Source organism: Campylobacter upsaliensis (genome assembly GCF_900637395.1).
GTDB classification, from domain to species: Bacteria; Campylobacterota; Campylobacteria; order Campylobacterales; family Campylobacteraceae; genus Campylobacter_D; species Campylobacter_D upsaliensis.
This window is the reverse complement of the sequence record NZ_LR134372.1, coordinates 204,110-228,073: the sequence shown is the minus strand read 5'-3', so window position 1 is coordinate 228,073 and position 23,964 is coordinate 204,110. Positions and strand designations below refer to the sequence as shown.

27 protein-coding genes are annotated in these 23,964 nt (G+C 35.3%); 7 read left to right on the top strand and 20 right to left on the bottom strand.

The genetic code is table 11. The features are described from left to right. Positions 1 to 79 precede the first annotated feature (79 nt). From EL158_RS01205 to flgG, 5 genes are all read left to right on the top strand, one after another. Positions 80 to 928, top strand: coding sequence for a metal ABC transporter solute-binding protein, Zn/Mn family (locus EL158_RS01205; protein WP_027304496.1), 849 nt, complete (start codon positions 80 to 82; stop codon positions 926 to 928). Beyond that, positions 928 to 1,755 carry a metal ABC transporter ATP-binding protein gene (locus EL158_RS01200; RefSeq protein WP_027304495.1) on the top strand — a complete coding sequence of 276 codons (828 nt, stop codon included), beginning with the start codon at positions 928 to 930 and terminating at the stop codon, positions 1,753 to 1,755. Before EL158_RS01205 ends, EL158_RS01200 begins: the two co-directional genes overlap by 1 nt. Beyond that, a complete protein-coding gene (locus tag EL158_RS01195) occupies positions 1,748 to 2,557 on the top strand; it encodes a metal ABC transporter permease (protein WP_027304494.1) in 810 nt (269 codons plus the stop codon). Before EL158_RS01200 ends, EL158_RS01195 begins: the two co-directional genes overlap by 8 nt. A 66-nt stretch (positions 2,558 to 2,623) precedes the next feature. Beyond that, entirely contained in the window at positions 2,624 to 3,436 is an 813-nt protein-coding gene (locus EL158_RS01190; RefSeq protein ID WP_027304493.1) for a flagellar hook-basal body protein, read from the top strand. A 25-nt stretch (positions 3,437 to 3,461) separates the two neighbouring features. After that, positions 3,462 to 4,253 carry a flagellar basal-body rod protein FlgG gene (gene flgG, locus EL158_RS01185; protein WP_027304492.1) on the top strand — a complete coding sequence of 264 codons (792 nt, stop codon included), beginning with the start codon at positions 3,462 to 3,464 and terminating at the stop codon, positions 4,251 to 4,253. On the opposite strand, the gene EL158_RS01180 is transcribed toward flgG, so the two are convergent. Next, complete coding sequence (locus tag EL158_RS01180; protein WP_027304491.1) at positions 4,224 to 5,258, bottom strand: fla regulon two-component system sensor histidine kinase FlgS; 1,035 nt, start codon at positions 5,256 to 5,258, stop codon at positions 4,224 to 4,226. The two genes, flgG and EL158_RS01180, sit on opposite strands and share 30 nt — an antisense overlap. Positions 5,259 to 5,265: 7 nt before the next feature. After that, positions 5,266 to 6,057: a DUF234 domain-containing protein gene (locus EL158_RS01175; protein WP_051529139.1), complete on the bottom strand. Its 792-nt coding sequence runs from the start codon at positions 6,055 to 6,057 to the stop codon at positions 5,266 to 5,268. Between the two features lie 113 nt (positions 6,058 to 6,170). Here EL158_RS01175 and EL158_RS01170 point away from each other — a divergent pair, with 113 nt between their 5' ends. Continuing rightward, on the top strand, positions 6,171 to 7,439 hold the full coding sequence (locus tag EL158_RS01170; protein WP_027304489.1) for an aminotransferase class V-fold PLP-dependent enzyme: 1,269 nt from the start codon (positions 6,171 to 6,173) through the stop codon (positions 7,437 to 7,439). Here the strand turns inward: EL158_RS01170 and EL158_RS01165 are convergent, their stop codons facing one another. Continuing rightward, positions 7,440 to 8,198, bottom strand: coding sequence for a basic amino acid ABC transporter substrate-binding protein (locus EL158_RS01165; protein ID WP_027304488.1), 759 nt, complete (start codon positions 8,196 to 8,198; stop codon positions 7,440 to 7,442). Positions 8,199 to 8,306: 108 nt separating this feature from the next. Between EL158_RS01165 and dcd the strand changes: the two genes are divergently transcribed. After that, positions 8,307 to 8,867, top strand: a complete 561-nt coding sequence (dcd, locus tag EL158_RS01160; protein ID WP_027304487.1) for a dCTP deaminase — start codon at positions 8,307 to 8,309, stop codon at positions 8,865 to 8,867. Here the strand turns inward: dcd and EL158_RS01155 are convergent, their stop codons facing one another. From EL158_RS01155 to EL158_RS01075, 17 genes are all read right to left on the bottom strand, one after another. Further along, entirely contained in the window at positions 8,868 to 9,593 is a 726-nt protein-coding gene (locus tag EL158_RS01155; protein ID WP_027304486.1) for a glycosyltransferase family 2 protein, read from the bottom strand. Then, positions 9,590 to 9,895, bottom strand: a complete 306-nt coding sequence (locus EL158_RS01150; protein ID WP_263864795.1) for a cupin domain-containing protein — start codon at positions 9,893 to 9,895, stop codon at positions 9,590 to 9,592. The genes EL158_RS01155 and EL158_RS01150 overlap by 4 nt, the downstream gene beginning before the upstream one ends. A 48-nt stretch (positions 9,896 to 9,943) precedes the next feature. Beyond that, positions 9,944 to 11,293 (bottom strand): DUF8374 domain-containing protein, encoded by a 1,350-nt coding sequence (locus tag EL158_RS01145; protein ID WP_126361371.1) that lies wholly within the window; start codon positions 11,291 to 11,293, stop codon positions 9,944 to 9,946. Further along, a complete protein-coding gene (locus EL158_RS01140; protein ID WP_027304483.1) occupies positions 11,290 to 11,622 on the bottom strand; it encodes a nuclear transport factor 2 family protein in 333 nt (110 codons plus the stop codon). The genes EL158_RS01145 and EL158_RS01140 overlap by 4 nt, the downstream gene beginning before the upstream one ends. After that, entirely contained in the window at positions 11,615 to 12,340 is a 726-nt protein-coding gene (locus tag EL158_RS01135; protein WP_027304482.1) for a glycosyltransferase family 2 protein, read from the bottom strand. Before EL158_RS01135 ends, EL158_RS01140 begins: the two co-directional genes overlap by 8 nt. Further along, positions 12,337 to 12,963 (bottom strand): HAD family hydrolase, encoded by a 627-nt coding sequence (locus tag EL158_RS01130; RefSeq protein WP_027304481.1) that lies wholly within the window; start codon positions 12,961 to 12,963, stop codon positions 12,337 to 12,339. Before EL158_RS01130 ends, EL158_RS01135 begins: the two co-directional genes overlap by 4 nt. Then, entirely contained in the window at positions 12,956 to 13,597 is a 642-nt protein-coding gene (locus EL158_RS01125; RefSeq protein WP_027304480.1) for a PI-PLC domain-containing protein, read from the bottom strand. Before EL158_RS01125 ends, EL158_RS01130 begins: the two co-directional genes overlap by 8 nt. Positions 13,598 to 13,614: 17 nt before the next feature. Further along, the gene (gene carB / locus EL158_RS01120) at positions 13,615 to 16,890 is read right to left on the bottom strand and encodes a carbamoyl-phosphate synthase large subunit (protein WP_027304479.1); all 3,276 of its coding nucleotides are present in this window, start codon (positions 16,888 to 16,890) and stop codon (positions 13,615 to 13,617) included. A gap of 57 nt (positions 16,891 to 16,947) precedes the next feature. Continuing rightward, entirely contained in the window at positions 16,948 to 17,697 is a 750-nt protein-coding gene (gene mreC / locus EL158_RS01115) for a rod shape-determining protein MreC (RefSeq protein WP_027304478.1), read from the bottom strand. Further along, positions 17,687 to 18,727 (bottom strand): rod shape-determining protein, encoded by a 1,041-nt coding sequence (locus EL158_RS01110; protein ID WP_027304477.1) that lies wholly within the window; start codon positions 18,725 to 18,727, stop codon positions 17,687 to 17,689. The genes mreC and EL158_RS01110 overlap by 11 nt, the downstream gene beginning before the upstream one ends. Positions 18,728 to 18,737: 10 nt before the next feature. Next, complete coding sequence (clpX, locus tag EL158_RS01105; protein WP_027304476.1) at positions 18,738 to 19,967, bottom strand: ATP-dependent Clp protease ATP-binding subunit ClpX; 1,230 nt, start codon at positions 19,965 to 19,967, stop codon at positions 18,738 to 18,740. Then, positions 19,960 to 20,751, bottom strand: coding sequence for an acyl-ACP--UDP-N-acetylglucosamine O-acyltransferase (gene lpxA, locus EL158_RS01100; RefSeq protein ID WP_027304475.1), 792 nt, complete (start codon positions 20,749 to 20,751; stop codon positions 19,960 to 19,962). Before lpxA ends, clpX begins: the two co-directional genes overlap by 8 nt. Before the next feature lie 7 nt (positions 20,752 to 20,758). Then, positions 20,759 to 21,199 carry a 3-hydroxyacyl-ACP dehydratase FabZ gene (fabZ, locus tag EL158_RS01095; protein ID WP_027304474.1) on the bottom strand — a complete coding sequence of 147 codons (441 nt, stop codon included), beginning with the start codon at positions 21,197 to 21,199 and terminating at the stop codon, positions 20,759 to 20,761. A gap of 72 nt (positions 21,200 to 21,271) precedes the next feature. Continuing rightward, positions 21,272 to 22,138: a hypothetical protein gene (locus EL158_RS01090; protein ID WP_027304473.1), complete on the bottom strand. Its 867-nt coding sequence runs from the start codon at positions 22,136 to 22,138 to the stop codon at positions 21,272 to 21,274. After that, entirely contained in the window at positions 22,135 to 23,217 is a 1,083-nt protein-coding gene (locus EL158_RS01085; protein ID WP_027304472.1) for an epoxyqueuosine reductase QueH, read from the bottom strand. Before EL158_RS01085 ends, EL158_RS01090 begins: the two co-directional genes overlap by 4 nt. Next, entirely contained in the window at positions 23,217 to 23,675 is a 459-nt protein-coding gene (gene bcp / locus EL158_RS01080) for a thioredoxin-dependent thiol peroxidase (protein ID WP_027304471.1), read from the bottom strand. Before bcp ends, EL158_RS01085 begins: the two co-directional genes overlap by 1 nt. Then, a complete protein-coding gene (locus tag EL158_RS01075; RefSeq protein ID WP_027304470.1) occupies positions 23,672 to 23,878 on the bottom strand; it encodes a tautomerase family protein in 207 nt (68 codons plus the stop codon). Before EL158_RS01075 ends, bcp begins: the two co-directional genes overlap by 4 nt. Positions 23,879 to 23,964 lie beyond the last annotated feature (86 nt).

The window sequence follows — 23,964 nt, the reverse complement described above, 5'->3', positions numbered from 1 at the left end:
TTTTTTTTTTTTGTGTAAATTAGTGCATTTTTAAGATTATTTTCGTATAATTTCGCATTTAAAATTTAGGTAGGAAATGATGAAAAAAATTCTTCTCTTTTTATTTTTTGGTTTCAGTTTTTTGATGGCAAAGCCCGTAGTGAGTGTCAGCATAGCTCCACAGGAGTTTTTTGTAAAAAAAATCGCAGGAGATAGTGTAGAAATTAACACGCTCTTACCGCAAAATAGTGATGAGCATACCTTTGAATTTAAAGCATCTCATCTTAGCAAACTTGAAAAAAGTGATCTTTATTTTACGATGGGTTTGGAATTTGAAAAAGTTTTTTTAGATAAATTTAAGCGTAATTTTCCAAACTTAAGCATTGTAAATACTCAAAAAAATATTCACTTTTTAGAATTTGAAGAAGAACACGAGCATCACGACCACGACCACGACCACGACCACGCTAAAGATGTACACACTTGGCTTGATCCCATTTTAGTCAAAATCCTAGCGACAAACATAGCCACAGCCCTCAAAGAAAAATACCCACAAAATGCTAAAATGTATGAAAACAATTTGCAAAATTTTCATAAAGAATTAGAAAGTCTAAATTCACAAATCGATGAGGAATTAAAAGGAGTGAAAAATCGCAAATTTATCGTTTATCACCCTTCTTGGGCATATTTTGCAAAACGCTATCATTTGGAGCAAATTCCGGTAGAAATAGCAGGAAAAGAGCCTAAAATCAGCGATTTAAAACGCATTATAAAAAAAGCAAGAGAAGAAAATATCAAAGTCATTTTCGTGCAGCCGGGCTTTCCTGAAAATGCTGCAAGGGTTTTAGCAAAAGAGTGCAATGCAAGAATTGCAATGATTAATCATCTCTCAAAGGAGTGGGACAAAGAGCTTTTAGAAACGACTAAGGCGTTAAAAAAGGCTTTTTAGTGCTTTATTTTAAAATTAACAATTTAAATTATAGCTACGACAAAGAAGAAATTTTAAAAAATATCAATCTTAGCTATGATAGCCGCGAATTTCTCTCCATCATCGGTGCAAATGGAGCTGGGAAATCAACACTCTTAAAGCTCATTTTGGGACTTTTAAACTCTAAAAAACAAATTGAATTTTTTAATATCCAAAAAAATGAAATTGCCTATGTCCCACAACAAAGCCTTATTAACACAAATTTCAATGCGCGTGTGCTTGAGATCGTTTTAATGGGACTTGTAGGACAAAAAATTTTTGGCTTTTACACAAAAGAAGATCAAAAAAAAGCCTTAAAAAGCCTTAAAAATATAGGTATGGAGGAATTTTGGGATAAAAGCTTTAATGAATTAAGCGGGGGACAAAGGCAAAAAGTTCTCATCGCTAGAGCTTTAATCGATAGGTGCAAACTACTTATCCTAGATGAGCCAACGGCAAGTGTTGATAGTAAAAGTGCGGTGCAAATTTTTGAAATGCTAAGTGCCTTGCATAATGAAGGAATAGGCGTTATAACCGTGTGCCACGATATTAATTTAGTCCTTGCTTATAGCGATAAAATCGCACATTTAAATAAAGAGCTTTTTTTACATCAAAATGACAAAAAAGAAAGACAAAAAAGTGTTTTTTTAAAACATTTATATGAAAATCATACGCATTTTTGTGATGTGGAGATGAGCTTGGAGCATTGTTTGCAGTGTGAAGAAAAGCAAAATTGCGAAAGTAAAATTTTAAATTATAGTAAAAATATAACACAAAACATCACAAATCTTAGACAAAATAATGCTTGAGTTTTTAAACTACACCTTTTTTCAAAACGCCCTTTTAGCCGCCCTTTTAGTAAGTATTGCCTGTGGAGCTATGGGGGTTTTAGTGATGATAAATCGCCTCTTTTCTATGGCTGGAGGCATTACGCACGGTGCTTTTGGAGGCATAGGCTTGGCGATTTATTTCTCTTTGCCCATTTTACTTAGCACGAGTATTTTTACACTTTTTTTAGCTTTTTTAGTCGCCTTTTTAAGCAAACATTATTCTCATAGAAGTGATAGTTTTATTGCGGTAATTTGGGCTTTTGGTATGGCTGTGGGGGTTATACTCATTGATTTAAGTCCAGGGCAAAATAGCGATTTAATGGCTTATTTATTTGGTTCTATTTTAGCCGTTTCAAGCGATGATTTATGGCTTATGGCTTTTGTCGATGGTGCTTTTATCTTGCTTTTATTTTTATTTTATAGACAATTTGAAATTCTAAGTTTTGACAAAGAATTTGCAAAAGTTAAGGGAATTCACACGAGCTTTTTTCATTATCTTTTAATCGCAATGCTAGCTTTTTGCATCGTCATTTCTATACGCTTGGTGGGGCTTATTTTAGTTATGGCTATGCTAAGTATCCCTAGTTTTATCGCAGAATCTTTTGCCAAAAGACTGGGAGCTATGATGCTCATTTCTTCTTGCATTAGCGGCATTTTTTGTGTGTTTGGCTTATTTGTAAGTGCAGCGTTTAATCTTTCAAGTGGAGCTTGCATTATAGGAATTTCTTGTCTTTTTTTTATGCTTCATTTTGCTTTTAGGCTGATTAAACGCCCAAAATAAAGCCTTTTTAAAAAGTGGAACACATTTTGCTAGAGTAGCTGTAAATCTTAAAATATAGGTGAAAATATGCAAAATGGATATTATCAAGCCACAGGTGGTATGGTAACGCAGTTTAACAAACTTGAAGTTATCACAAACAACCTAGCAAACATTAACACAAGCGGTTATAAGCGTGATGATGTAGTTATTGCGGATTTTAAAAGGATTTTTAAAGAAACTAAGGACGAGTTGCCTATAGAAAATCACACAAAAGACGCGGCGCGTTTTGTCAATTCGACTATTGATAGAGTGCCTCAAATTTCGCAAGATTACACGGATTTTAGCACAGGCTCTTTAAAAGCGACCAATAATCCTTTAGACTTTGCAATGACTAGAGAGGATACCTTTTACCTCGTGCAAACTAAAAATGGGGAGCTAAGACTCACAAAAGACGGAAATTTTCAACTTGATGATGAGGGCTATTTGGTTAATAAGCAAGGCTATAAGGTCTTAAGCAGTAATTATTTTAATAATCCAGAAGGTGCTGGCATCATTATAGGAAACGGTGCGGTGCATATTAATGCAGATAAAAATGGCAATATTAGTGTCGATGGAGAGAATAATGCTAGGCTTTTCATCGCTCAAGTTGATGATGTAAGGGCTTTAGAAAAGGATGGGGATAATACCTATAAAATCGATGATTTAACCCGCATTAGAGATTTAGAAATTTCAAATTCGGTTAAACAAGGCTTTTCTCAAGGCTCAAATGTCAATCCCGTTAGCGAAATGGTCAGCCTCATCGAGGCAAATAGAATGGTTGAGATGTATCAAAAGGTAATGACAGCTCATATGGATGATTTAAATCAAGATGCGATTAATAAACTCGCAAGCGTTAAGTAATAAAATAAATAAAAAAGGATAAAAAATGATGCGTTCACTTCACACGGCAGCCACAGGTATGGTCGCCCAACAGACACAAATCGATGTAACTTCAAACAATATCTCAAATGTCAATACCGTAGGCTTTAAAAAATCAAGAGCCGAATTTGCGGACTTGATGTATCAAACGATGAAATATGCAGGCACTTCCACCTCTGCCACTACGCTTTCTCCATCAGGCATAGAAGTAGGCTTAGGGGTGCGTCCTACGGCTGTTACAAAGGTCTTTACACCGGGTAGCTATAAATCTACTAGCACAGATAGCTTTGATATGGCGATCGAGGGTAATGGCTTTTTCCAAATTCAGCTTCCTGACGGCACGACAGCTTATACAAGAAATGGACAATTTACAAGGGATAATGAAGGAAATGTCGTCAATGCAGACGGATATAGATTAATACCAGAAATGACCGTTCCAGAGGGTGCGACAAACATTAGCATCGCAAAAGACGGCACCGTCTCTGTGATGTTAGCAGGCGAACAAGAAGAAACGCAAATCGGGCAAATTGAATTAGTGCAGTTTATCAACCCAGCAGGACTTCACTCTATGGGGGATAATCTCTACCTTGAAACCGGAGCTAGTGGCGCACCAGTAGCAGGTATAGCAGGACAGGACGGCTTAGGAAACATAAGACACGGCTTTGTGGAACTTAGCAATGTCCAACTTGTCGAAGAAATGACCGACCTCATCACAGGACAAAGAGCTTATGAAGCAGGTTCAAAGGCGATTACCACAAGTGATGAAATGCTAAGTATTGTCAATCAACTCAAAAGGTAAGGTAAAATAAAATAGCTTAGGCTTTATCTTAAAGCCAAGCTCTCCTTTATGGGCATTGATGATTTCTTTTGACAAAGAAAGTCCAAGCCCATTTCCCTTAAGTTTAGTTGTTTTAAAGGCTTCAAAAACAAGCTTTTCGTCCTTAATTTCACAACCATTATCTAAAATTTCCACATGCAAATTCGTCCCTTTTACATAAGCTTTAATGCAAATTTTAGGCTCTTCGCTCTCCTCTTCTTCAATCGCATCAATAGCATTATAAATAAGATTTTGCAAAACTAAGCCTAGCAAAGCCTTATCCGCATAAATTTCCAAATCAAAAAATTCCATTTCAAAGCTAATATCACTAGAAAAATTATAAGATGCAATGGCTTGTTCGCACTCTTCTTTTAATTCTAAGAGATTAAAAAAGCCCTTATTAATATGCACACCCTTAGTAAAAAGCAAGGTGGAATTCACTATTCTTTCAACCCTTGCGATAGCTTTTTGAATTTCAAGCACGATATTTTTATTTTTAAGCTCGACTCTAGAAAAAAGCGTGGAGGCAAGTAAAGATATAGAGCCTATGGGATTTCTTATCTCGTGAGCTAAATGTGCTGCCACACTTCCCATACTAGCAAGGCGTTCATTTCTTTTTTCATCACTAATGTCTGTGGCTGAAATGATAGTTTTTTCATTTTGAGCTATGATTTTTATCGTATAAAATTTGTTCTCAAATTCAAGCTCATAGTGGGTGCTTTTAAGATCAATTTGCTCCAATAAATTTGCATTTTGTGCGGCGGCTCTATTTTGCAAAATGATCTTTTTATCTCTATCCATAATCCAAAGTGCCGTAGGCAAAACCTCGATAACTTCACTCATCATAGCCCTTAGGGCGTTGTAATTTTCATTAAGTATTTTATACTCATTTTCTATCACATAAGTTTGCTCAATGAGGCTTTGAAGCCCTTTTTGCAATGTTTCTTTTTCATTAGAGTCTAAACTTTGCAAAATATTTTTATCCATTTTATCCTCACATCAAAGCTTTAAAATGACTTAAATCAAACAAAAGCAAATGCTCACTTTGTAAGCTTTCAAGCTCCTTAGAAAAGCCATTTTTAGAAAAGATTATATAATAATTAGGCTTTAAATTGAGCTCTTGTGCTTTTTTATAAAGATCATTTAAGACATTTTTACAAATTTTTTTATTTTTAAATTTGACCTCGCCTATGAGAGAAATTGTTTCATCTTTATAATATAAATCAAGCTCCAAATTCCTATCCCAATAGCTTTGAACGCAGTAAAGATTAAAATGCTTTTCCACAAATTCCCTTGCTAATTGCTCAAAACAAAAGCTTTGATAAAACTCAAATTTCTCCCTTATCTTTTCCAAAAGCTCATCAAATTTCCCCGCCAAAATCAAATTTTCATTAGGCTTTAAAAAATAAAAATGAAAACGCGTATAATGATCCTTAAAAAGAATTTTATCTTGAATGACATAGTCTCTTAACTCTTTTTTTAGCTTGTGGTGCTTGGATTTTTCTATTTTATTTTCCTTGCTTTTTTCTATGCGTAAAATGCCAGATTTCAAAAGCTTGTTAAAAGTGTTTAACGCCTTAAAGTGCTGAATTTCGCGGTTAATAGAATAGCGTTTGCGATTATTTTTAGCAAATAAAATCAAAGCCTTTTCTTCCGTCTCATTAATCAAAAATTTTTCATCTAAAAGCTTATAATTTGGTAAAATCAACGCCTTAATACTATCAAAAATATCATTAGAAAAATACTCCACCCAAAGCCCATCAAACACACTATAAAAATCAACCATTTGATGTAAATCAAGCTCAGGATGCAAACACGCAAAGCTATGAAATTTAATGTCTATCCTTTTATTTAAAATAATTTTTTATAATTTTAACAAAATTTCATTAAGGATAATGTTTGCAAATTGAGGATTTAAAAAAAGACATCATTTTGCGTAAAAATACGCTTTATTTGGACTTTGCAGCAAGTGCTTTAGCCCTTAAAAGTGTAGAAAAACGCATCAAATCGATTTTGCCCTTTTATGCAAACACTCACTCAGAAAGCTCACTTAATGCCTTTAAAATGCAAAAACTCTACGAAGAAGCAAGGATTAAAATTAAAAAAAGCTTAAATTTAAACGAAGATTTCGCCCTAATCGCTTGTGGAACAGGTAGTAGTGGAGCGATTAAGAAATTTCAAGAGCTTTTAGGACTTTATGCACCTCCTGTTTTAAAGCAAAAATATCTTAGTCAAATAGATCCCAAATCCCTCCCGCTCGTGCTTGTAGGACCTTATGAGCATCATTCTAATGAGCTTTCCTTTAGAGAAGCCCTTTGTGAGTGTGTAAGAGTGCCACTAGATAAGCAAGGGGAGATTGATTTTGCATTTTTAAAGCAAATTTTAAGCCTCAATCAAAAAAGGCAAATCATCGCTAGTTTTTCTCTAGCCTCTAATGTAACGGGGATTTTAAGTGATTATGAAAAAATTTCAACCCTAGTAAGGCAATATGGAGGTTTAGTCGCCTTTGATGCCTCAAGCTTTATCCCCTATAAAAATATCCCTTGCAAATTCTACGATGCTCTTTTCATCAGCGCACATAAACTCATAGGCGGAGTAGGCTCGTGTGGGCTTTTGGCTATCAAAAAGACTTTATGTGGAACAACGCCAAGTTTTGCTGCTGGAGGAACGGTGGGTTATGTCTCACGCACTTCGCAAAATTATCTTTGTAATGAAGAAAATTTAGAAGAAGGAGGAACGCCCGGAATTTTGCAGCTCATACGCGCTTCTTTAGCCTTTGAAATAAGAGATAAAATAGGACTTGATTATATAGAAAAAAAAGAAGAGTTTTTAAAAAATTATTTTTTTCAAAAATGTCAAGAAGTGCCAAATTTAGAACTTTATGCTAAAAATTTGACAAAAAGACTAGCCATTTTTTCTTTTAATATCAAAAAACTTTCTCCCTTTGATTTAGCTTATGATTTAAGTAAGAAATTTCACATAGAAACAAGAGCTGGCTGTGCTTGTGCAGGACCTTATGGACACGATTTGCTACATTTAAAAGATAATCAAAAATTAACTTTTAAGCCGGGTTGGCTTAGGGTTAGCTTTCATTATACGCACGAAAAAGAAGATATTGACCACTTTTTCAAAGCCCTGCAAGAAAGCATTGCAAGGCTTAGTTTTTGATTAGTTAAGCTCGTATTTAGTTAAAATTTGATCATAAGTGCCATCTGCTTTTAAGTCTTTCAAACCCTTATTAAATTTCTCAATCGCCTCTTTTTGCTTGTCTTTATCAAAAGCAAAGCTAAAGCCCTCACTGCCGTCTTCTTCTTCAAAAAAGCCTATCAGATCAGCATTTTCTTTCAAATAGCCCATTGAAACATCTTTATCGGCAACTACCGCATCAATTTTGCCCTCTTTAAGCTCCATAATCACCACGCTCAAGCTTTCATTACTTTGCACTTTAGTATCTTTAATCGCCTTAGCAGCTGGCTCTTGCAAAGTGCCGAGCTGAACGCCTATAATCTTACCTTCTAAATCCTCTTTAGAATTTAAAGCCTCATTATCTTTTTTCTTAATGTAAAGATTCTTAGTTGTGTAATACACATCACTAAAATCCACACTCTTTCTTCTGTCCTCTGTCGCACTCATCGCAGAGGCTATCATATCAATCTTACCTGTTTTTAAAGCTGGAATCAACCCATCAAAGCTCATCTCCACCCAAGTAAGCTCTATGCCTTCTCTTTTGGCAATCTCATTGACTAAATCAATATCTAAGCCCGTTAATTTCGCATCTTCTTTATAGTCAAAAGGCTTATAATTAGGTGCTGTGCCAACTCTTAAGCTCAAACTTGCATTTGAATCATTATTTGTTGTAGAAGTATCACTACAAGCCACTACAAAAAGGCTCAAAAAAGCCACCAAAAAAGCAAATATTTTTCTCATCTTCCATCCTTATAAAAAAATTAAAGTGTCATTATAAAATTTTTAAGTGTATGATAAGAAATTTAAACTCTTTTTCGCTAAAATTGACATAAATTTGAAAGGAAAAAAGTGGGTTTAAAAGCAGATAAATGGATAAGAGAAATGGCACAAAAACACCAAATGATCGAGCCATTTTGTGAAGCAAATATAGGCAAAGGAGTTGTAAGCTACGGGCTTTCAAGCTATGGTTATGACATAAGAGTGGGGCGTGAGTTTAAAATTTTTACCAATATTAATTCGACCGTGATCGATCCTAAGAATTTTTTTGAGGCTAATGTAGTCGATTTTGTGGGCGATGTGTGTATAGTGCCTGCAAATTCTTTTGCTCTGGCTAGGACGGTGGAATATTTTAAAATGCCCGATGATGTTTTAGCCATTTGTCTAGGTAAAAGCACTTATGCAAGATGTGGGATTATAGTCAATGTAACGCCATTTGAGCCGGGCTTTGAAGGACATATCACTATAGAAATTTCTAACACCACCCCCCTACCTGCCAAAATCTATGCTAATGAGGGCATAGCTCAGGTGCTATTTTTGGAGGGGGATAGCCCTTGTGATACGACCTATAAGGATAAAAAAGGCAAGTATCAAAAACAAACAGGCATCACTTTGCCTCGCATTTTGAAGTGATTAAGAGCGTAAAAGCCCTAAATACGCTTCTAAATCCTCCGGTGTGCCAAGCCCGTGCATATTTTCAAAAGCTATGTTGTAAATTCCTATCTTTAAGCCATTTTTTATAGCATAATTATACACAGGGCAAGTGTAAAATTCATTATTAACCCTATCATTTCGGCAAATCATATCAATCGCACTATCCACAAATTCACTCCCTCTAGTAAAAAGATAAATTCCCACAGTCGCAATATCGCTAATCGCCTCTTTTTCCTTAACCTCCACAACCAAATCCTTTTCAAGTCTAGCAAAAGACCATTTAGGATCTTTTTTTAAATCAATAAAGGTCAAAATAGAGCCGTCCAACTTTCTTTCAAAACAATCCTTAGCAAAATCACTCAAAGTAAAATCGACCACTTGATCGGAATTTGCGATGAGTAAGGGCGTGTCATTATCAATAAGTTTTCTTGCATAAAGCACCGTGCAAGCAGTGCCTTCACTAAGAGAATCAATGCAAATCAATTCGACATTAAATTCTTTTTTAATCTCCTCTATCGCTTCTTTTTCGTTTTCCAACTGCTCTTTTCTAGCAATTAAAATGTATTTTGCATTTTCATAAGCTAAATTTTCTAAAACACGCACTATCATAGGCTTTCCAAGCACATCGATAAAAGGTTTTGACTTTTTAAAACCTGCCTTTGCAAAGCGACTTCCAAGCCCTGCCATTGGGATAACTATATTCATTTTGCTTCTCCTAAATACTTATCATCTAAAACACAAGGCATTTTTACCACAACGCTAATCGTATCTTCAAGCGCCTCAAAATCACTCGCCTCATTAGGCTCTATAACGATAATATCGCCTTTTTGATACTCTACGCCGTTCATTTTTACTCTACCTCTTGCTATAAGTGTGATTTCTGTGGCGATTTTATGATGATGTTTTTGCTCATAATCGCCTTTTTGATACTCTTTAACGCCAACTTCCACATCTTTACTTTTTAAAACGCTAGGTTCAAAATTTCCTACAAACCAGCCCCTTATCATATTTTCTAATTTAAAAATTTGCACTTTTTCTCCTTTTAAATTCTTTGTTTATCCTAGGAAGCTCCTTGAAAAAGAAGCGGAGCCACCCCCCCCCCCCCCCCCCGTGTTACAAGCTTTTAAAAAACTCTCTCCCACTTTGTAAGATAGATGATTTTTAACATATAAAGCTTTTTCATAATCAGCACAATGCTCTAAAGGTGGCAAACTAAGCTTTGGATTAATTTTTATCGCTTTTTGGTAATTTTCTTTTTCAATTTTATGAAGTTTTTTGATTTTTAATAAACGATAAGGTAAAGCTATAAAATCAACCAAATTCCTATTTTTACAAGTTTGCACTAGCTCAAAGCCTAATCTGTAAGTTAAAGTCGCCTTAATTCTCTCATCTGCTAAAGTTTTATTGTAATAAAAATATTTTCTATGAATTTTAAGTGATTTTAGATGAGAATTTAATCCCTCAAAAAAGCTTTCAAATTCTTTTAATTTCTCTTTAGGATAATTTTGTGATAATTTTTTCAAATCGCTCCCAAGTGCTTCTTTAACATTAGGAAAATGTGTCGCCTTACTTGCACTTTGCCATTTGACATAATTTTGCCCCTTAATCACATTAAGCCCTATAAAATCCACATAACGCCTTAACATAGCGTGATCTAAACAACCATAACTCGCACAATTAATCCCACAAGGAAAATGTTCAAAAAATTCTTCATTTACACCTCCACTTGCCTTAGCAAAGGTCGATAAAAACTCCACCATAGCAAAACGCCTACCAAAAGCATAAACATCGCCAAGTTGTTTTTCATCACTAGAAGTCTCAATGACAAGATCTTTAGTCTTTAAATTTTTAAGCTCATCAAGGCTTAAATTTAAAGTGTAGCGTTTATCTGGGCGAAGCATAATGATAAAATCATAACGCTCTTTCATTTTTCTTTCGTATTCAAAAAGTAAATTTAAAACTCTATTCCAACCATAAAACATTTTTGAACTATTATGGATAGGTAAAATTCTAGGATAATTTTGCATAAAAAAATCGACATTTTCTAAAGCCAAAGCTTTAAAATTTGTAAAATTTTTAATAGTATCTAAATTTTTCTTTGGAATTTTAGCTGCGTATTCTTGCTCAATTAAAGAAAAGACATTAGGAAAGAGTTTTGAAAATTGATAATTATCAATCAAAAGCTCATTTGGAGCATTTTGAAGTAATTTTTCATCGATAAAATTTCGCAAAAAACCCACACCAAGCCCACCAGCTCCAGCCCACAAATAAGCCTCGTCCCAAGAAAAAAGAAAAATGTCCGCATTAAGAGGGGTGGCGACATTTTTAACAATATGTCTTAAATCTTCACAATAATCATATCTTAAAGCCCCACTTAAACAAAGAGCGATTTTAAAAGGCTTCATTTAGGTAAATCCAAATAAGCACGAAGTTCTTTAATCTTATCTCCTTGCCACTCCAAAATATCCACACCCTCAAGCTTTACCTCATCAAGCTTTAAGATAAATTCTATGAAGGTCGTTTGTCCATCTTCATAAATATTTTTCGCACTAAAGCTTAAATTTTTACAAGAAGAAAAAATGCTCTCAACCGCCTCAAGGGCTTTTTGCTTCCCTTCTATCCTTTTTACAGCAGGGTCTTGTAAAATAAAATCCTCATCTAAAAGAGCCTCAACACTCTCTAAGTTCCTATCATTAAAAGCCTTAATGTAAGCTTTTGTCAAATTTTTAAGCATTTTTTATCCTTTCGTATTCGTTAATTTTTTCTTTAGAATAAAATGTATGATAAGCATTTTTATCGATTTTATTATTTAAAATTTTTTTATTTTGCAAAATGAGTTCATTTAAAAGCGGGGCGATAAAAAATTTCCCATTTAAACTCATATCCTTTCTTATCGTCCTTTTCGCTGCCTCGACAAAAAATCGCCCCTTTTTAAAATAATAAAAGCCCGCCACAGCATTTTTACTCATCGGTCGCTTTTCAAAAGCTTCAAGCACCAAATTCCTCTCATCACATTTCACATAGGCAAAACGCGGATGAATACTTTCAAAGCTTAAAACCCCAGCATCATAGTCTTTAAATTCTTTTAATGTTGCATTTATGTCAAATTCAAAAATTTGATCACTATTAACCACCAATAAAGGCTCATCATTTTCTATCAATTCCACAGCCAATAAAGCCGAGCAAAGCATACCTGCCGTTTCATTTTTTGTCGTTAAAATAGACGCTTTATGATGTGTTAAAACGCTAATTGCCTCATCTAAATGAAAACTTCTTACATCCTCTTCTTTTAAGATAAAAATAAAACGCTTATCTTCCACAAAAGCATAATTTTCTATAAAAAGCTCAAGCATTGTTTTGCCACAAATTTCCACAAAAGGCTTAATAAAGCCGTCCTTTTTCTCATCGAAGAAAAACGATGAACCCGCCATAGGCACGACTATATTTATCATAAAGCCTCCTTAAATTTAGCAATTTGCGCCTTGATATTATCATAATTAACCTCATCGACCTCACTTACTATCATTACATTTGCACCGCTTGCTTTTGCTGCTTTAATGCCGTTTTCATTATCCTCAATTATCAAGCATTCTTTAGGGTTTAAGCCAAATTTTTCAATCGCTTTATTATACATTTGAGGATCAGGCTTACCCTTACTCACATCTTCATTAGAAAGATAAAAGTCTAAATAACTATCAAGTGCTGCCTTTTGCATCATCACCTCTATACTTTTACGGATAGAATTCGAACACACTGCTATTTTATAACCCTCGCTTTTAAGTTTTGACAGGGCAAATTCGTGGCAAAAACGCGGCTTACAAGCACAATGCACAAGTTCCATAGTAAATTGCTGCTTCATCTCATTAATAAAACTATGCAAAGCCCTAGGTAATCCTCTTTCTACGCTCAACATCTCGAGCTTATCCCTCGTTGGTAAGCCATCAAATACACTCAAGTGCTCATAACGACTAATCTCCAAACCAAAAAGCCTCAAGGCTCTATTTAAAGCCTCATAATGCCAATCCTTCGCCTCAATCAAAACTCCGTCCATATCAAAAATAATCGCCCTAATCATTAAAAAACTCCTTCGCTTCTAAAACCTTATCTGTGCAAAGCATTATTTTTCCATAAAGCTTATGCTTAGTTATAATTTTTTTATACTCCTCCCACTCTTTTTCATAGGATCTTTTATGTAAATCTGGTGAAACGATCGCTATTTGTTTGTCATTTTCCAAATGTTCTAAAATAAGCTTTTCATCGATATAATGCGTATGAAATTCATCAAGCCACACCCCACAAGCATCCTCATAAAAGCTTGGTTCTTTTTCATACTCACTCTGCCTTGTAAAGACCTTAAAGCCATCTTTAAGATACAAAAGGGCATCAGGGACTGACATATCAAAAACGAAGTAATTTTTGATTTCGTAGCGTTTAATGAATTCTAAAAGATGTTTTTGTAGCCCATCAGCCTTAATATTTAAAGCCAATGGAAAATGAAAAGAATGTGCATGATAAAATTGAAAAAACTCTTCCGCTTTCTCACTTAAAGATGTGGGGATATCGTGAGAAAGTAAAAGATTACCCCCCCCCCCCCCGTCTCTAAGGTCTGTTTCTATGCCAAAACCCATATCAAAAGCCTTAGCTAAACTTGCAAGGGTATTTTGCTCGTTTTTTTCACGCCAAAACCCACGATGTGCTAAAATTTGCATATTAGTCCTTTAATTTATTAATGATTTTGCCTAAGCCACTCTTGTAAGCTTTTGACTTCTAAATAACTTTTATCCTGCATAGCCTTAATGCTCTTTGCTCCCGCAAAAGCTGAACGCAAATTTGTAAAATAAGGAATTTTAAAACGCAAAATATTTTCCCTAATCTTCTTCGTATCCCCCACAAAACTATGCGAATCGCTTGTATTAATGACAAGATGAATTTCGCCATTTTTAAGCCTATCTTCGACATTAGGGCGTCCTTCTGAAATCTTATACACTAACTCACACGCATAACCAGCTTCTTTAATCTTCGCACAAGTACCGCTTGTAGCAAACAAAGAAAAGCCTATTTTAGTATAAGCTTCAGCAATTTTAGTAGCGAATTTTTTATCCTTTTCTTTAAGAGAGATAAAAACGACACCGCTTTTAGGCAGAGGATTAAAGGCACAAATTTGACTCTTAGCATAAGCTTTAGTAAAATCCTTGCTAATACCCATAACTTCGCCAGTTGATCTCATCTCAGGTCCAAGTTCCAAATCGCTTCCGCTTAATTTCGCAAAAGGAAAAACCGCTTCTTTAATGCTTATATAATTTGACTTTTTAGGGCGTAAAAGTTTAAAATCAACCACCCCAAAAGAGTCATAAAAGCCCAAAGCCTCCCTTAAATTCCCCTGCCACATCACACGCGTAGCGACCTTAGCTAAAGGCACTCCTGTGGCTTTACTCACAAAAGGCACGGTGCGACTAGCTCTAGGATTAACTTCTATCATAAAAAGCTTATTTTTATGCAGGGCAAATTGGATATTTAAAAGACCTTTAACACCTAAATTTAGAGCTATTTCTGTGGTTTTTTGACAAATGAGTTCTTGCGTTTTTTCATCGATATTACAAGGTGGCAAGGAGCAAGCACTATCACCTGAGTGAATTCCAGCCTCCTCAATATGCTCCATAATACCAGCCACATAGACTTCTTTACCATCACTTATGGCATCAACATCGATTTCTGTGGCATTATCTAAAAACTCATCGATTAAAACAGGACTTCTCTCACTCACAGCCACCGCCTCTTGCATATAAAGACGAAGTTCGCTCTCATCATATACCACACGCATCGCACGCCCACCTAAAACATAACTTGGACGCACTAACACAGGATAGCCTATCTCACTCGCTTTTAAAACCGCCTCTTCAACCTTAGTAGCAGTAGCGTTTCTAGGCTGATTAATCTCCAAATTCTCACAAAAAAGCGCAAATTTCTTTCTATCTTCAGCTAAATCAATCACCCTAGCACTCGTGCCAATAATCTTCGCCCCAAAAGCACTTAGTCTTTTAGCAAATTTAAGCGGAGTTTGCCCTCCAAAATGCACTATCACACCATCAGGTTTTTCCCTTTCAATCACCGCTCTTAAATGCTCAAAATCAATAGGCTCAAAATACAATACATCGCTCGTATCATAATCGGTTGAAACGGTTTCTGGATTGCAGTTATACATCAAGGTCTTAATGCCTAAATCTTTCAAGGCAAAAGAGGCATGCACGCAAGCATAGTCAAATTCAATGCCCTGTCCTATGCGGTTTGGTCCTCCTCCTATAATAAGCACCTTTTTTTCCTTTTTGTTTTCAAATTTACTTTGAGTTAGCTCACTAGCATTAATGCTTGAGTAAAGATAAGGTGTAAGAGCTTTAAACTCCCCTGCACAAGTATCTACTTCGCTAAATTCAGCTATAATCTTATGCTTAACTCTCGCATAATAAATGTCATTTTGAGAAAGCTCTAAATTATCCTTTTCATTGACTAAAACGGCGATTTTCTTATCCGAAAAACCCATAGTTTTCGCTTTTCTTAAAAGCACTTTATCGCTTAAAATATCCATATCAATCTTTTTTTCAAACTCAACAATTTCTCTAATTTGCTCCAAAAACCACCTATCCACCCTACAAAGCTCATAAAGCTCCTCCGTGCTAAAGCCCTGTCTGTAAGCTTCTGCTATATATAAAAGCCTCTTTTCATTTGCATTTCTTATCTTAAAAATAAGCTCATTTTTATCTTCAAACTGCACCCTATCAAAACCGCTATAATTTCTCTCCAAAGAGCAAAGTGCTTTTTGCAAACTCTCCTTAAAGGTGCGTCCCATAGCCATAACTTCACCCACACTTTTCATCGCCGTGCCTAAAATTTCATTGGCTCCTGGAAATTTCTCAAAGGTAAAACGCGGAATTTTTGTAACAATATAATCAATCGCAGGTTCAAAAGAAGCAGGAGTTCCTGTGATGTCGTTTTTAATCTCATCTAAACTAAAACCAACTGCTAAAAGCGTAGCAACCTTAGCAATGGGATAACCTGTGGCTTTAGAGGCAAGAGCGGAGGAGCGTGAAACGCGTGGATTCATCTCAATGACTATCATTCTGCCATTTTGTGGGTGAATAGCAAATTGCACATTCGAGCCACCTGTATCCACGCCGATTTCACGCAAAATAGCAAAAGAGGCGTTACGCATCGCTTGATATTCTTTATCAGTTAAAGTTAGGGCGGGGGCTATTGTTATGCTATCTCCCGTATGCACGCCCATAGGGTCTAAATTTTCTATGCTACAAACGATAATACAATTATCAAGCCTATCGCGTATAACCTCCATTTCATATTCTTTCCAGCCGAGCAAACTCTCCTCAATCAAAATTTCGTGGATAGGAGAGAGACTAAGCGCTGCTGTGGCAAGGTCTTTAAATTCGTCTAAATTATACACAACACCACTTCCCGCTCCTCCAAGCGTGTAAGAAGCGCGTATCATCAAAGGAAAGCCTATTTCATCGACTGCTTTTAAGGCTTCTTCATAATCGTAAGCATACATAGATTTAGGTAAATCCATACCGATTTTTTTCATACATTCTTTAAAAATTTGTCTATCTTCGCCCTTTTTAATCGCTTCAGGATTTGCACCTAAGAATTTCACAAAAGAAAAGTCTTTTTTAAATTCCTCACTCTCAAACACTTCCATAGCCACATTTAAGGCAACTTGACCGCCCATAGTAGGTAAAATGGCATCCACTTTTTCTTTTTTAAGTATGCTCAAAATGCTTTCTTTTGTGATAGGTTCTATATAAGTCGCATCGGCAAATTCAGGGTCTGTCATAATAGTCGCAGGATTTGAATTAATCAAAATAACGCGGTATCCAAGCTCCTTTAGGGTTTTAGCCGCCTGTGTGCCAGAATAATCAAATTCACAAGCTTGCCCTATGACAATAGGACCGCTTCCTATCAATAAAATGTTTTTAATATCGCTTCGCTTTGGCATAATCTTTCCTAGAGTAAAATTGTGAAATTATAACTAAAATTCACTAATCAAAGCCCTTTAGTAAGTTTTTTCAATGATATATAAATAAGAGGGAATATTAAGACTTACATAAGGTTTCACAAGGGCATTTTTATACATATCATCTTCCTTAATGCTTTCGATAACACCCACACCAACCCCAGCAAAAAAGACATTATCAAGCCCACTCGTATAAACCACATCGCCCTCTTTGATCTTAGAAGCTTTAGGGATAAATTTCGCCACAACCTTGCCATTTTCGCCGTGTATAATGCCAGGATACTTATCCTTACCGATATAAACAGAGAAAATACATTTATCATCGCCTTGCAAGAGTGCCATAGTCCTGCCGTCCTTATTGACGGCTATACCTGCACTAAAACCTGAATAGATCAAGCCACGATTTTTCGAACTACCCTTAAAATCATCAAGCCACACCTTTTGATAATCATTTACACTCACATAAGAAAGTGCCCTTGTGAGAGTTAAACTTGGAAAATACTGCGTTGAATTCTTATCTTCTAAAAAACGATTAATCCTATCTGCAAAGGTATTGAGTAAGATAGAACTTTCTTCTAATTCTTTATTTCTTTTTTTTAGAATTTCAATTTGCTCAGCTTGGTCAAAATGCTTAGAAATAGAAGCACTTAAATAATCCTTAAAATTATAAAGATTATTTAAGACAAAGTCATTAACATAAAGAGTATTTTTTTTTATCACGCCCCCATAATAAAAAGAGACAAAAACTAAAAAAGCTAAGATTAAGACATAAAAAATCTTATTCTTCATTCGTTAGTTGATGTAAAAGTGAAATTTCTTCTAAAGCCTTACCTGTGCCTCTAGCTACTGCTAAAAGCGGCTCATCAGCCACATATACAGGCAATCTCACTAATTCGCTTAAATACTTATCAAGCCCACGAATCAAAGCTCCGCCTCCTGTTAAAACCACACCATTTTCGACTATATCACTCGCCAAATCAGGCGGCATCATCTCAAGCACCATTTTAAGCGCATCGGCTATCTCTTTTAAATGTTCCTTCATCGCCTCCCTTACATCTTCGCTCGTAAGCTCAATGCGAGAGAGTAAGCCACTTATTTGGTCGCGTCCTTTTACGACCATAGAAAGCTCTTTTGGGAGTTGTACGGCTGAACCTATGGTTATTTTAACCTCTTCACCCGTTCTTTCGCCTATGACAAGATTATATTTTTCTTTAACATAATTAACAATGCTCATATCAAGTTTATCGCCAGCTGTGCGTATAGATTTTGAAATCACAAGTCCGCCAAGTGAAATCACGCCTATTTCAGTCGTCCCACCACCAATATCAACAACCAAATTCCCCTTAGGCTCTTGAATCGGCAAATTTGCTCCAATAGCCGCCGCCATAGGCTCTTCTATCAAAAAGACCTCTCTAGCCCCAGCACTTAAAGCACTCTCACGCACAGCCTTTCTTTCAACCTGTGTCAAGCCATAAGGCACGGAGATGATGATTCTAGGGCGTAAGAAACTCTTTCTGCGATGTGTTTTTTCTATAAAATAACGAATCATTTTTTCAGTCATATCAAAATCCGCAATCACGCCGTCCTTCATAGGGCGAATCGCCTCGATATTACCCGGGGTTTTACCGACCATTTCTTTCGCTTCTTTACCCACAGCCAAAATTTTAGCCTTAGAGCCGTATCTTTCACGCTCCACAGCCACAACAGAAGGCTCATTAATCACTATACCCTTATCCTTAACCAATACCAAAGTATTAGCCGTGCCTAAATCGATGCCCATATCACTGGAGAAAAATCCTATTAATTGATCCAAAATCATTTCTATCCCTTTAACTTATTTTTTTCTTAATCAACAAAGCCTTCGCACCCTCGCAAACGACCTCTTTTGTGATAACAATATCATAGTCTTTATATTCAGGTAATTCAAACATTAAATCAACCATCATTTCCTCGATAATGCTCCTAAGTCCTCTCGCACCCGTCTTTCTCTCAAGCGCTAGTTTTGCAATAGCCCTTAAAGCGTCTTCCTCAAATTTCAAATTCACCCCATCAATGGCAAAAAGTTTTTGATATTGTTTAATAATTGCATTTTTAGGTTCAGTTAAAATTCTTACCATATCATCTTCATCAAGCTCATTTAAAGAAGCAATGATATGCAAACGCCCAATAAGCTCAGGTATAAGTCCAAAATGCACCAAGTCATCAGGCTCGATTTTCTCTAGCAAATCCTTATCTTTTTCTCCACTATCATCAAAAAAGCCCACAACTTTATCGCCAAGTTTGCGTTTTAAAATTTGCTCCAAACCATCAAAAGCACCACCACATACAAATAAAATATTACTCGTATCAATTTGTATAAAGTCTTGATTAGGATGCTTTCTACCCCCTTTTGGAGGGATATTAACCAAACTTCCTTCTATAATCTTAAGTAAGGCTTGCTGCACTCCCTCACCGCTCACATCACGCGTAATAGAGCGATTTTCACTCATTCTAGCAATTTTATCAATCTCATCAATAAAAACGATACCTTTTTGCGCTCTTTCTACATCATTATTAGCCGCTTGTAAAAGGCGTGTAAGTATGTTTTCTACATCTTCTCCCACATAGCCAGCCTCCGTTAAAGAAGTCGCATCGCAAATAGCAATAGGCACATCTAAAAAGCGTGCTAAAGTCTGTGCCAAAAGCGTTTTACCGCTACCTGTGGGACCAACAAGCAAAATATTAGATTTAAAAAGCTCAGTATCATCATCTTCTAAATCTGCCCTAAAAAGCCTTTTGTAGTGATTATATACGCCTACGCTAAAAATCTTTTTTGCCCTGTCTTGTCCTATTACATAACGATCTAAATAAGCCTTTAAGCTTTTAGGGGTAATATTTTGAAAATTCAAATCACTTTTTTCTGTATTTTGAGCTTTTTTTAAAGAATTTTCCTCTCCATAAATAATACTATAAGCACCCTCAACACAATACTCACAAATGCAAGCATCACCATCTTCATTTGCTAAAATTTTTATATTATCACTATCATCTCTATTACAAAAACTGCATCGTTTAGCCATTATTTTTGCCTTTATATACAGGAATTCCGCGTTTTGTCTCTAAAATGAAACGGCACATTTTTTTGACATTTTCACTTTTTGCCTCTTCTAATAAAATTTTCGCATTTTCTTTTAAAGTTCCGCTCTTAAACAAAAATTTATAGGCTTTATTTAAGTATTCAACTTCATCTTTTTCAAAACGGCGGCGAATTCCTACCAAATTTAAACTTCTAATACTAGCCCTATTTCCCTCCGCTAAACAAAATGGCACAATATCTTGTGAAAGAGCCGAAGCGCCAGCTATCATAGCACCCTCTCCCACTTTAACAAATTGATGAATAGGCGTTAAACCCCCAACAACAACATAATCATCAAGTTCCACATGCCCTGCTAAAGTCGCATTATTTGCCAAAATGATATGATGCCCCAAAATGCAATCATGAGCTATATGACAATATGCCATTATAAAGGCATTATCGCCTATTTTAGTAAAGCCATCGCCCTTTGCCGTGCCTGAATTAATCGTAGCAAATTCTCTAATTGTCGCATTTTTACCTATAATCACGCCCGTTTTTTGTTCTTCTTTATAAGAAATATCTTGAGGGATATCACCCACACAAGCGTAAGAAAATATACGACTTTCATCGCCTATTGTCGTATCGGCTAAAATTCTAGCCCCTTGCTTGATGATGACGCCATTGCCGATTTTAGCTTCTTTACTCACAAAAGCATAAGCTTCAATTTGCACATCATCGCCCAAAATCGCTCCATCTTCTACGACCGCACTAGGATGAATCTTTTTCAAAATTCTCTCACTTATCCACTATCATCGCTTTAAGTTCAGCTTCTGCGACCAAATTTTCCTCCACAAAAGCCTTCCCTTCAAAAATCCATAAAGCACCGCGATTTTTCACTACACGCATTTCATAATCAAGCCTATCGCCCGGGCGGACAGGGTTTCTAAATTTCGCCCCGTCAATGCCTGTAAAATACACAACTTTTTCTTTAGGATTGACCTTATTATCCATACTTTCGAAAGCTAAAACTCCGCCCGTTTGTGCCATACCTTCTAAAATCAAAACACCCGGATAAATAGGATGTCCTGGAAAATGCCCCATAAATACATAATCGCTAATGCTAATATTTTTATAGCCTTTAATCACTTCGCCGATTTTTAATTCTGTGATTTTATCAACAAGCAAAAAAGGATAGCGGTGCGGTAAAATCTCTTGAATTTGCATAACATCTATCATCACAAAGCCCTCAAAAATTTTAAATCATTATTCTACATAAAAAAACCTAACAAAAGATAAAAAACGCCCATTTTATTTCTCCAAAATTCGCTTTAAATCTCCCTTAGCAAAATCCTTTAAATTTTCATAAGGCACTTCGAAAAAATCTAAATTGCGTCCCGCTTCGCTAAGTAAATAACGCAAATTAATATAAAGTCCTTTCTCCTTAAAAACGACCTCTTGCTCTAAAATATTAAATTCAAATTCATCTTTTTCATCTTTGCCAAAATAATCTCTCTTATCCCAATCCGCCCATTCTTCTTTATTTTTAGTCAAATATTCTTTTAAAATTTTATTAATAAAAGCTCTAAATTTAGGACTATCCTCAACAACATCACTTAAAAGATAAGTTTTAAGCTCCATAGTCTTAGTATCTAAAGAAAAGCCACTTGTATAAAAACTAGGATGTGCCGCACCGCTGTAAGAATAATCGACAAAATTCTCAAAAAAAATCTTATCTTGTGTGATTTTTGTAATCTTTAAATTTTGGCTGATTTCATTTCCGCAACAATTTGATTCTTTATTTTTCAAAAAATGTCTTTTATCTTGTAAAAGTTTATTAAAAGCTTCTTTTGAAGAGCTAGAATTTAAGTCTTTATTTAAATTTTCATTTTCTAAATTTCCTAAAATGAACTTTTCATCTGGGATAAAAAAAAGAGTGTTTTTATAAAAATTAATAGCTTTATTTTCTTTACCCTCATAGCTACTAGTAAAAGAATAATTGCCCTCGGCATATATTTTTTCAATACTACAAATTTTCCCTAGACATAATTTTTTTTGCTCTTCTTTAAATTTTACCAAGTGATAAACTCCGTCTTTGAACTCAAAGCCATATTTTAAAATGCCATCCTCTGCCCTAAGCATTAAAAACGCAAATGCCAATAAAATAAATCGTTTCATTTGACCCTCTCTTTAACAATTTTTTCTCTCACATCAAAATAAATTTCGCTCTTTGCCATAAGCTCATAAGTGCCACTACTCAAGCTCTCTACGATAATAATAGGCGAAAGGTGATACGCCCCAAAAATTTTCTGCCTCAAAGAAATTTCTTTAGCAACGCTTAAAGGACGCTTTAAAAAATCCTCGTAATTCTTAAATTTAGCTCCACATTTTGCATTAAAATACTCAAAATCCCAAAAACAAAGCTCATCTTTAACACTCTTAAATTCGCCTCTTAAGTCCTCATTGATACGAAATTTACTCAAAGCATTTTTAAAATGTGAGTAGAATAAAATATGACTTTTAATGACCCTTTTATCCCTTTTTAAAAGTCCATTTAAAAGACGATAATTTAAAAATTTCTCACGCTCAAGTGAGAATTTAATCCCCTTTTTTTCTAAAGCTTGCACCTTTTTATAAAGCCTTATTTTATCCTCAATGCTAGCGGGTAGAATTTGCCTATTTAAAGGGCTTGCAAGCTCGTCAATAAAGGGCTTATTTTGCTTTTGTTTTGAAAGCGCGTAAAGACAACCGCAATAATTTTGATGATAAAGCATAGCCTCTTTAGCAAGGGCAAACTGCCTTTGTGTGCCGCCATTTTTGCGAAAATCAGGGGCTAAAAATTCTATCCCATAGGGCTCACATTCTTTTTGTAAAGCATTTTTAAGCTGCTCTAGATCCTTTTTAGGACTTGTTAAAAGAGTGGTTGTGAGTTTTTTCTCTCCCATTTTTTTCGCAAATTCCACGCTCCCACCTATTCTAAAATCAAAGCAAATTTCACACCTAGCACCCTTTTCTGGCTCATCTTCATAGCCTTTTACCACACTAAGCCATTTTTCATACTCATACTCACCCTTATAAAGCTTTATGCCTAGCTTTTCGCAACTTCTTTTCACATCTAAAAAACGCAATTCATATTCACTATAAGGATGGATATTAGGGTCATAAAAAAAACCTATAATTTTTTCACTAGGATAAGTTTTTTGAAGCTCTTGTATGAAATAATGGCTATCCACACTACAACAAATATGCACAAGCATTAAAGACCCTCAAGCACTTTTAAAGCGTGGTCTTTCACACGCACTGGGCTATAAATTTGAGTGATTTTGCCCTCTTCATCGATGATGAAAGTTGAACGGATTAAGCCCTCATATTCTTTACCATAATTTTTCTTTAAACCCCACGCTCCATAAGCTTTACAAACTTCCTTATTTTCATCACTTAATAGGGTTTGGTTTAGATGATATTTTTGAATAAATTTTTCGTGGCTTTTGATACTATCAGGACTTATGCCTAAAATGACAGCATTTTTAGTATGAAATTTCTCATAAAGCGTAGAGAAATCGCAAGATTCACTCGTGCAGCCTGGCGTATTATCCTTAGGATAAAAATATAAAATAACCTTTTTTCCAATAAAATCTTTTAAAGCAATTTTAACGCCGTCCTGATTTAAAAGCTCGAAATTTGGAGCAAAATCTCCTATTTTTAAAGCTTTCATTGTTGCATCCCTTTTTTAATGCTCTCCACACTCTCCCCACCAAAGCCTATATCATAAGGTTCAACATCTTCTATCATCACAACGATTCTTTCTTTAGCTTTATGATATTTCGTGCTTAAAAGCTCACTTACATCGGCGATTAGCTCGGCTTTTTGCTCTTTACTTAAAGCAGGTTTTGCAAGTTTAATATTAACAATAGGCATTTTTACTCCTTTAATTTTAAGATAAATTTTAACGCTAATTTTAAAACGCTTTTTAAATTTAACTCAAAAAAATTTTCATCTTTAAA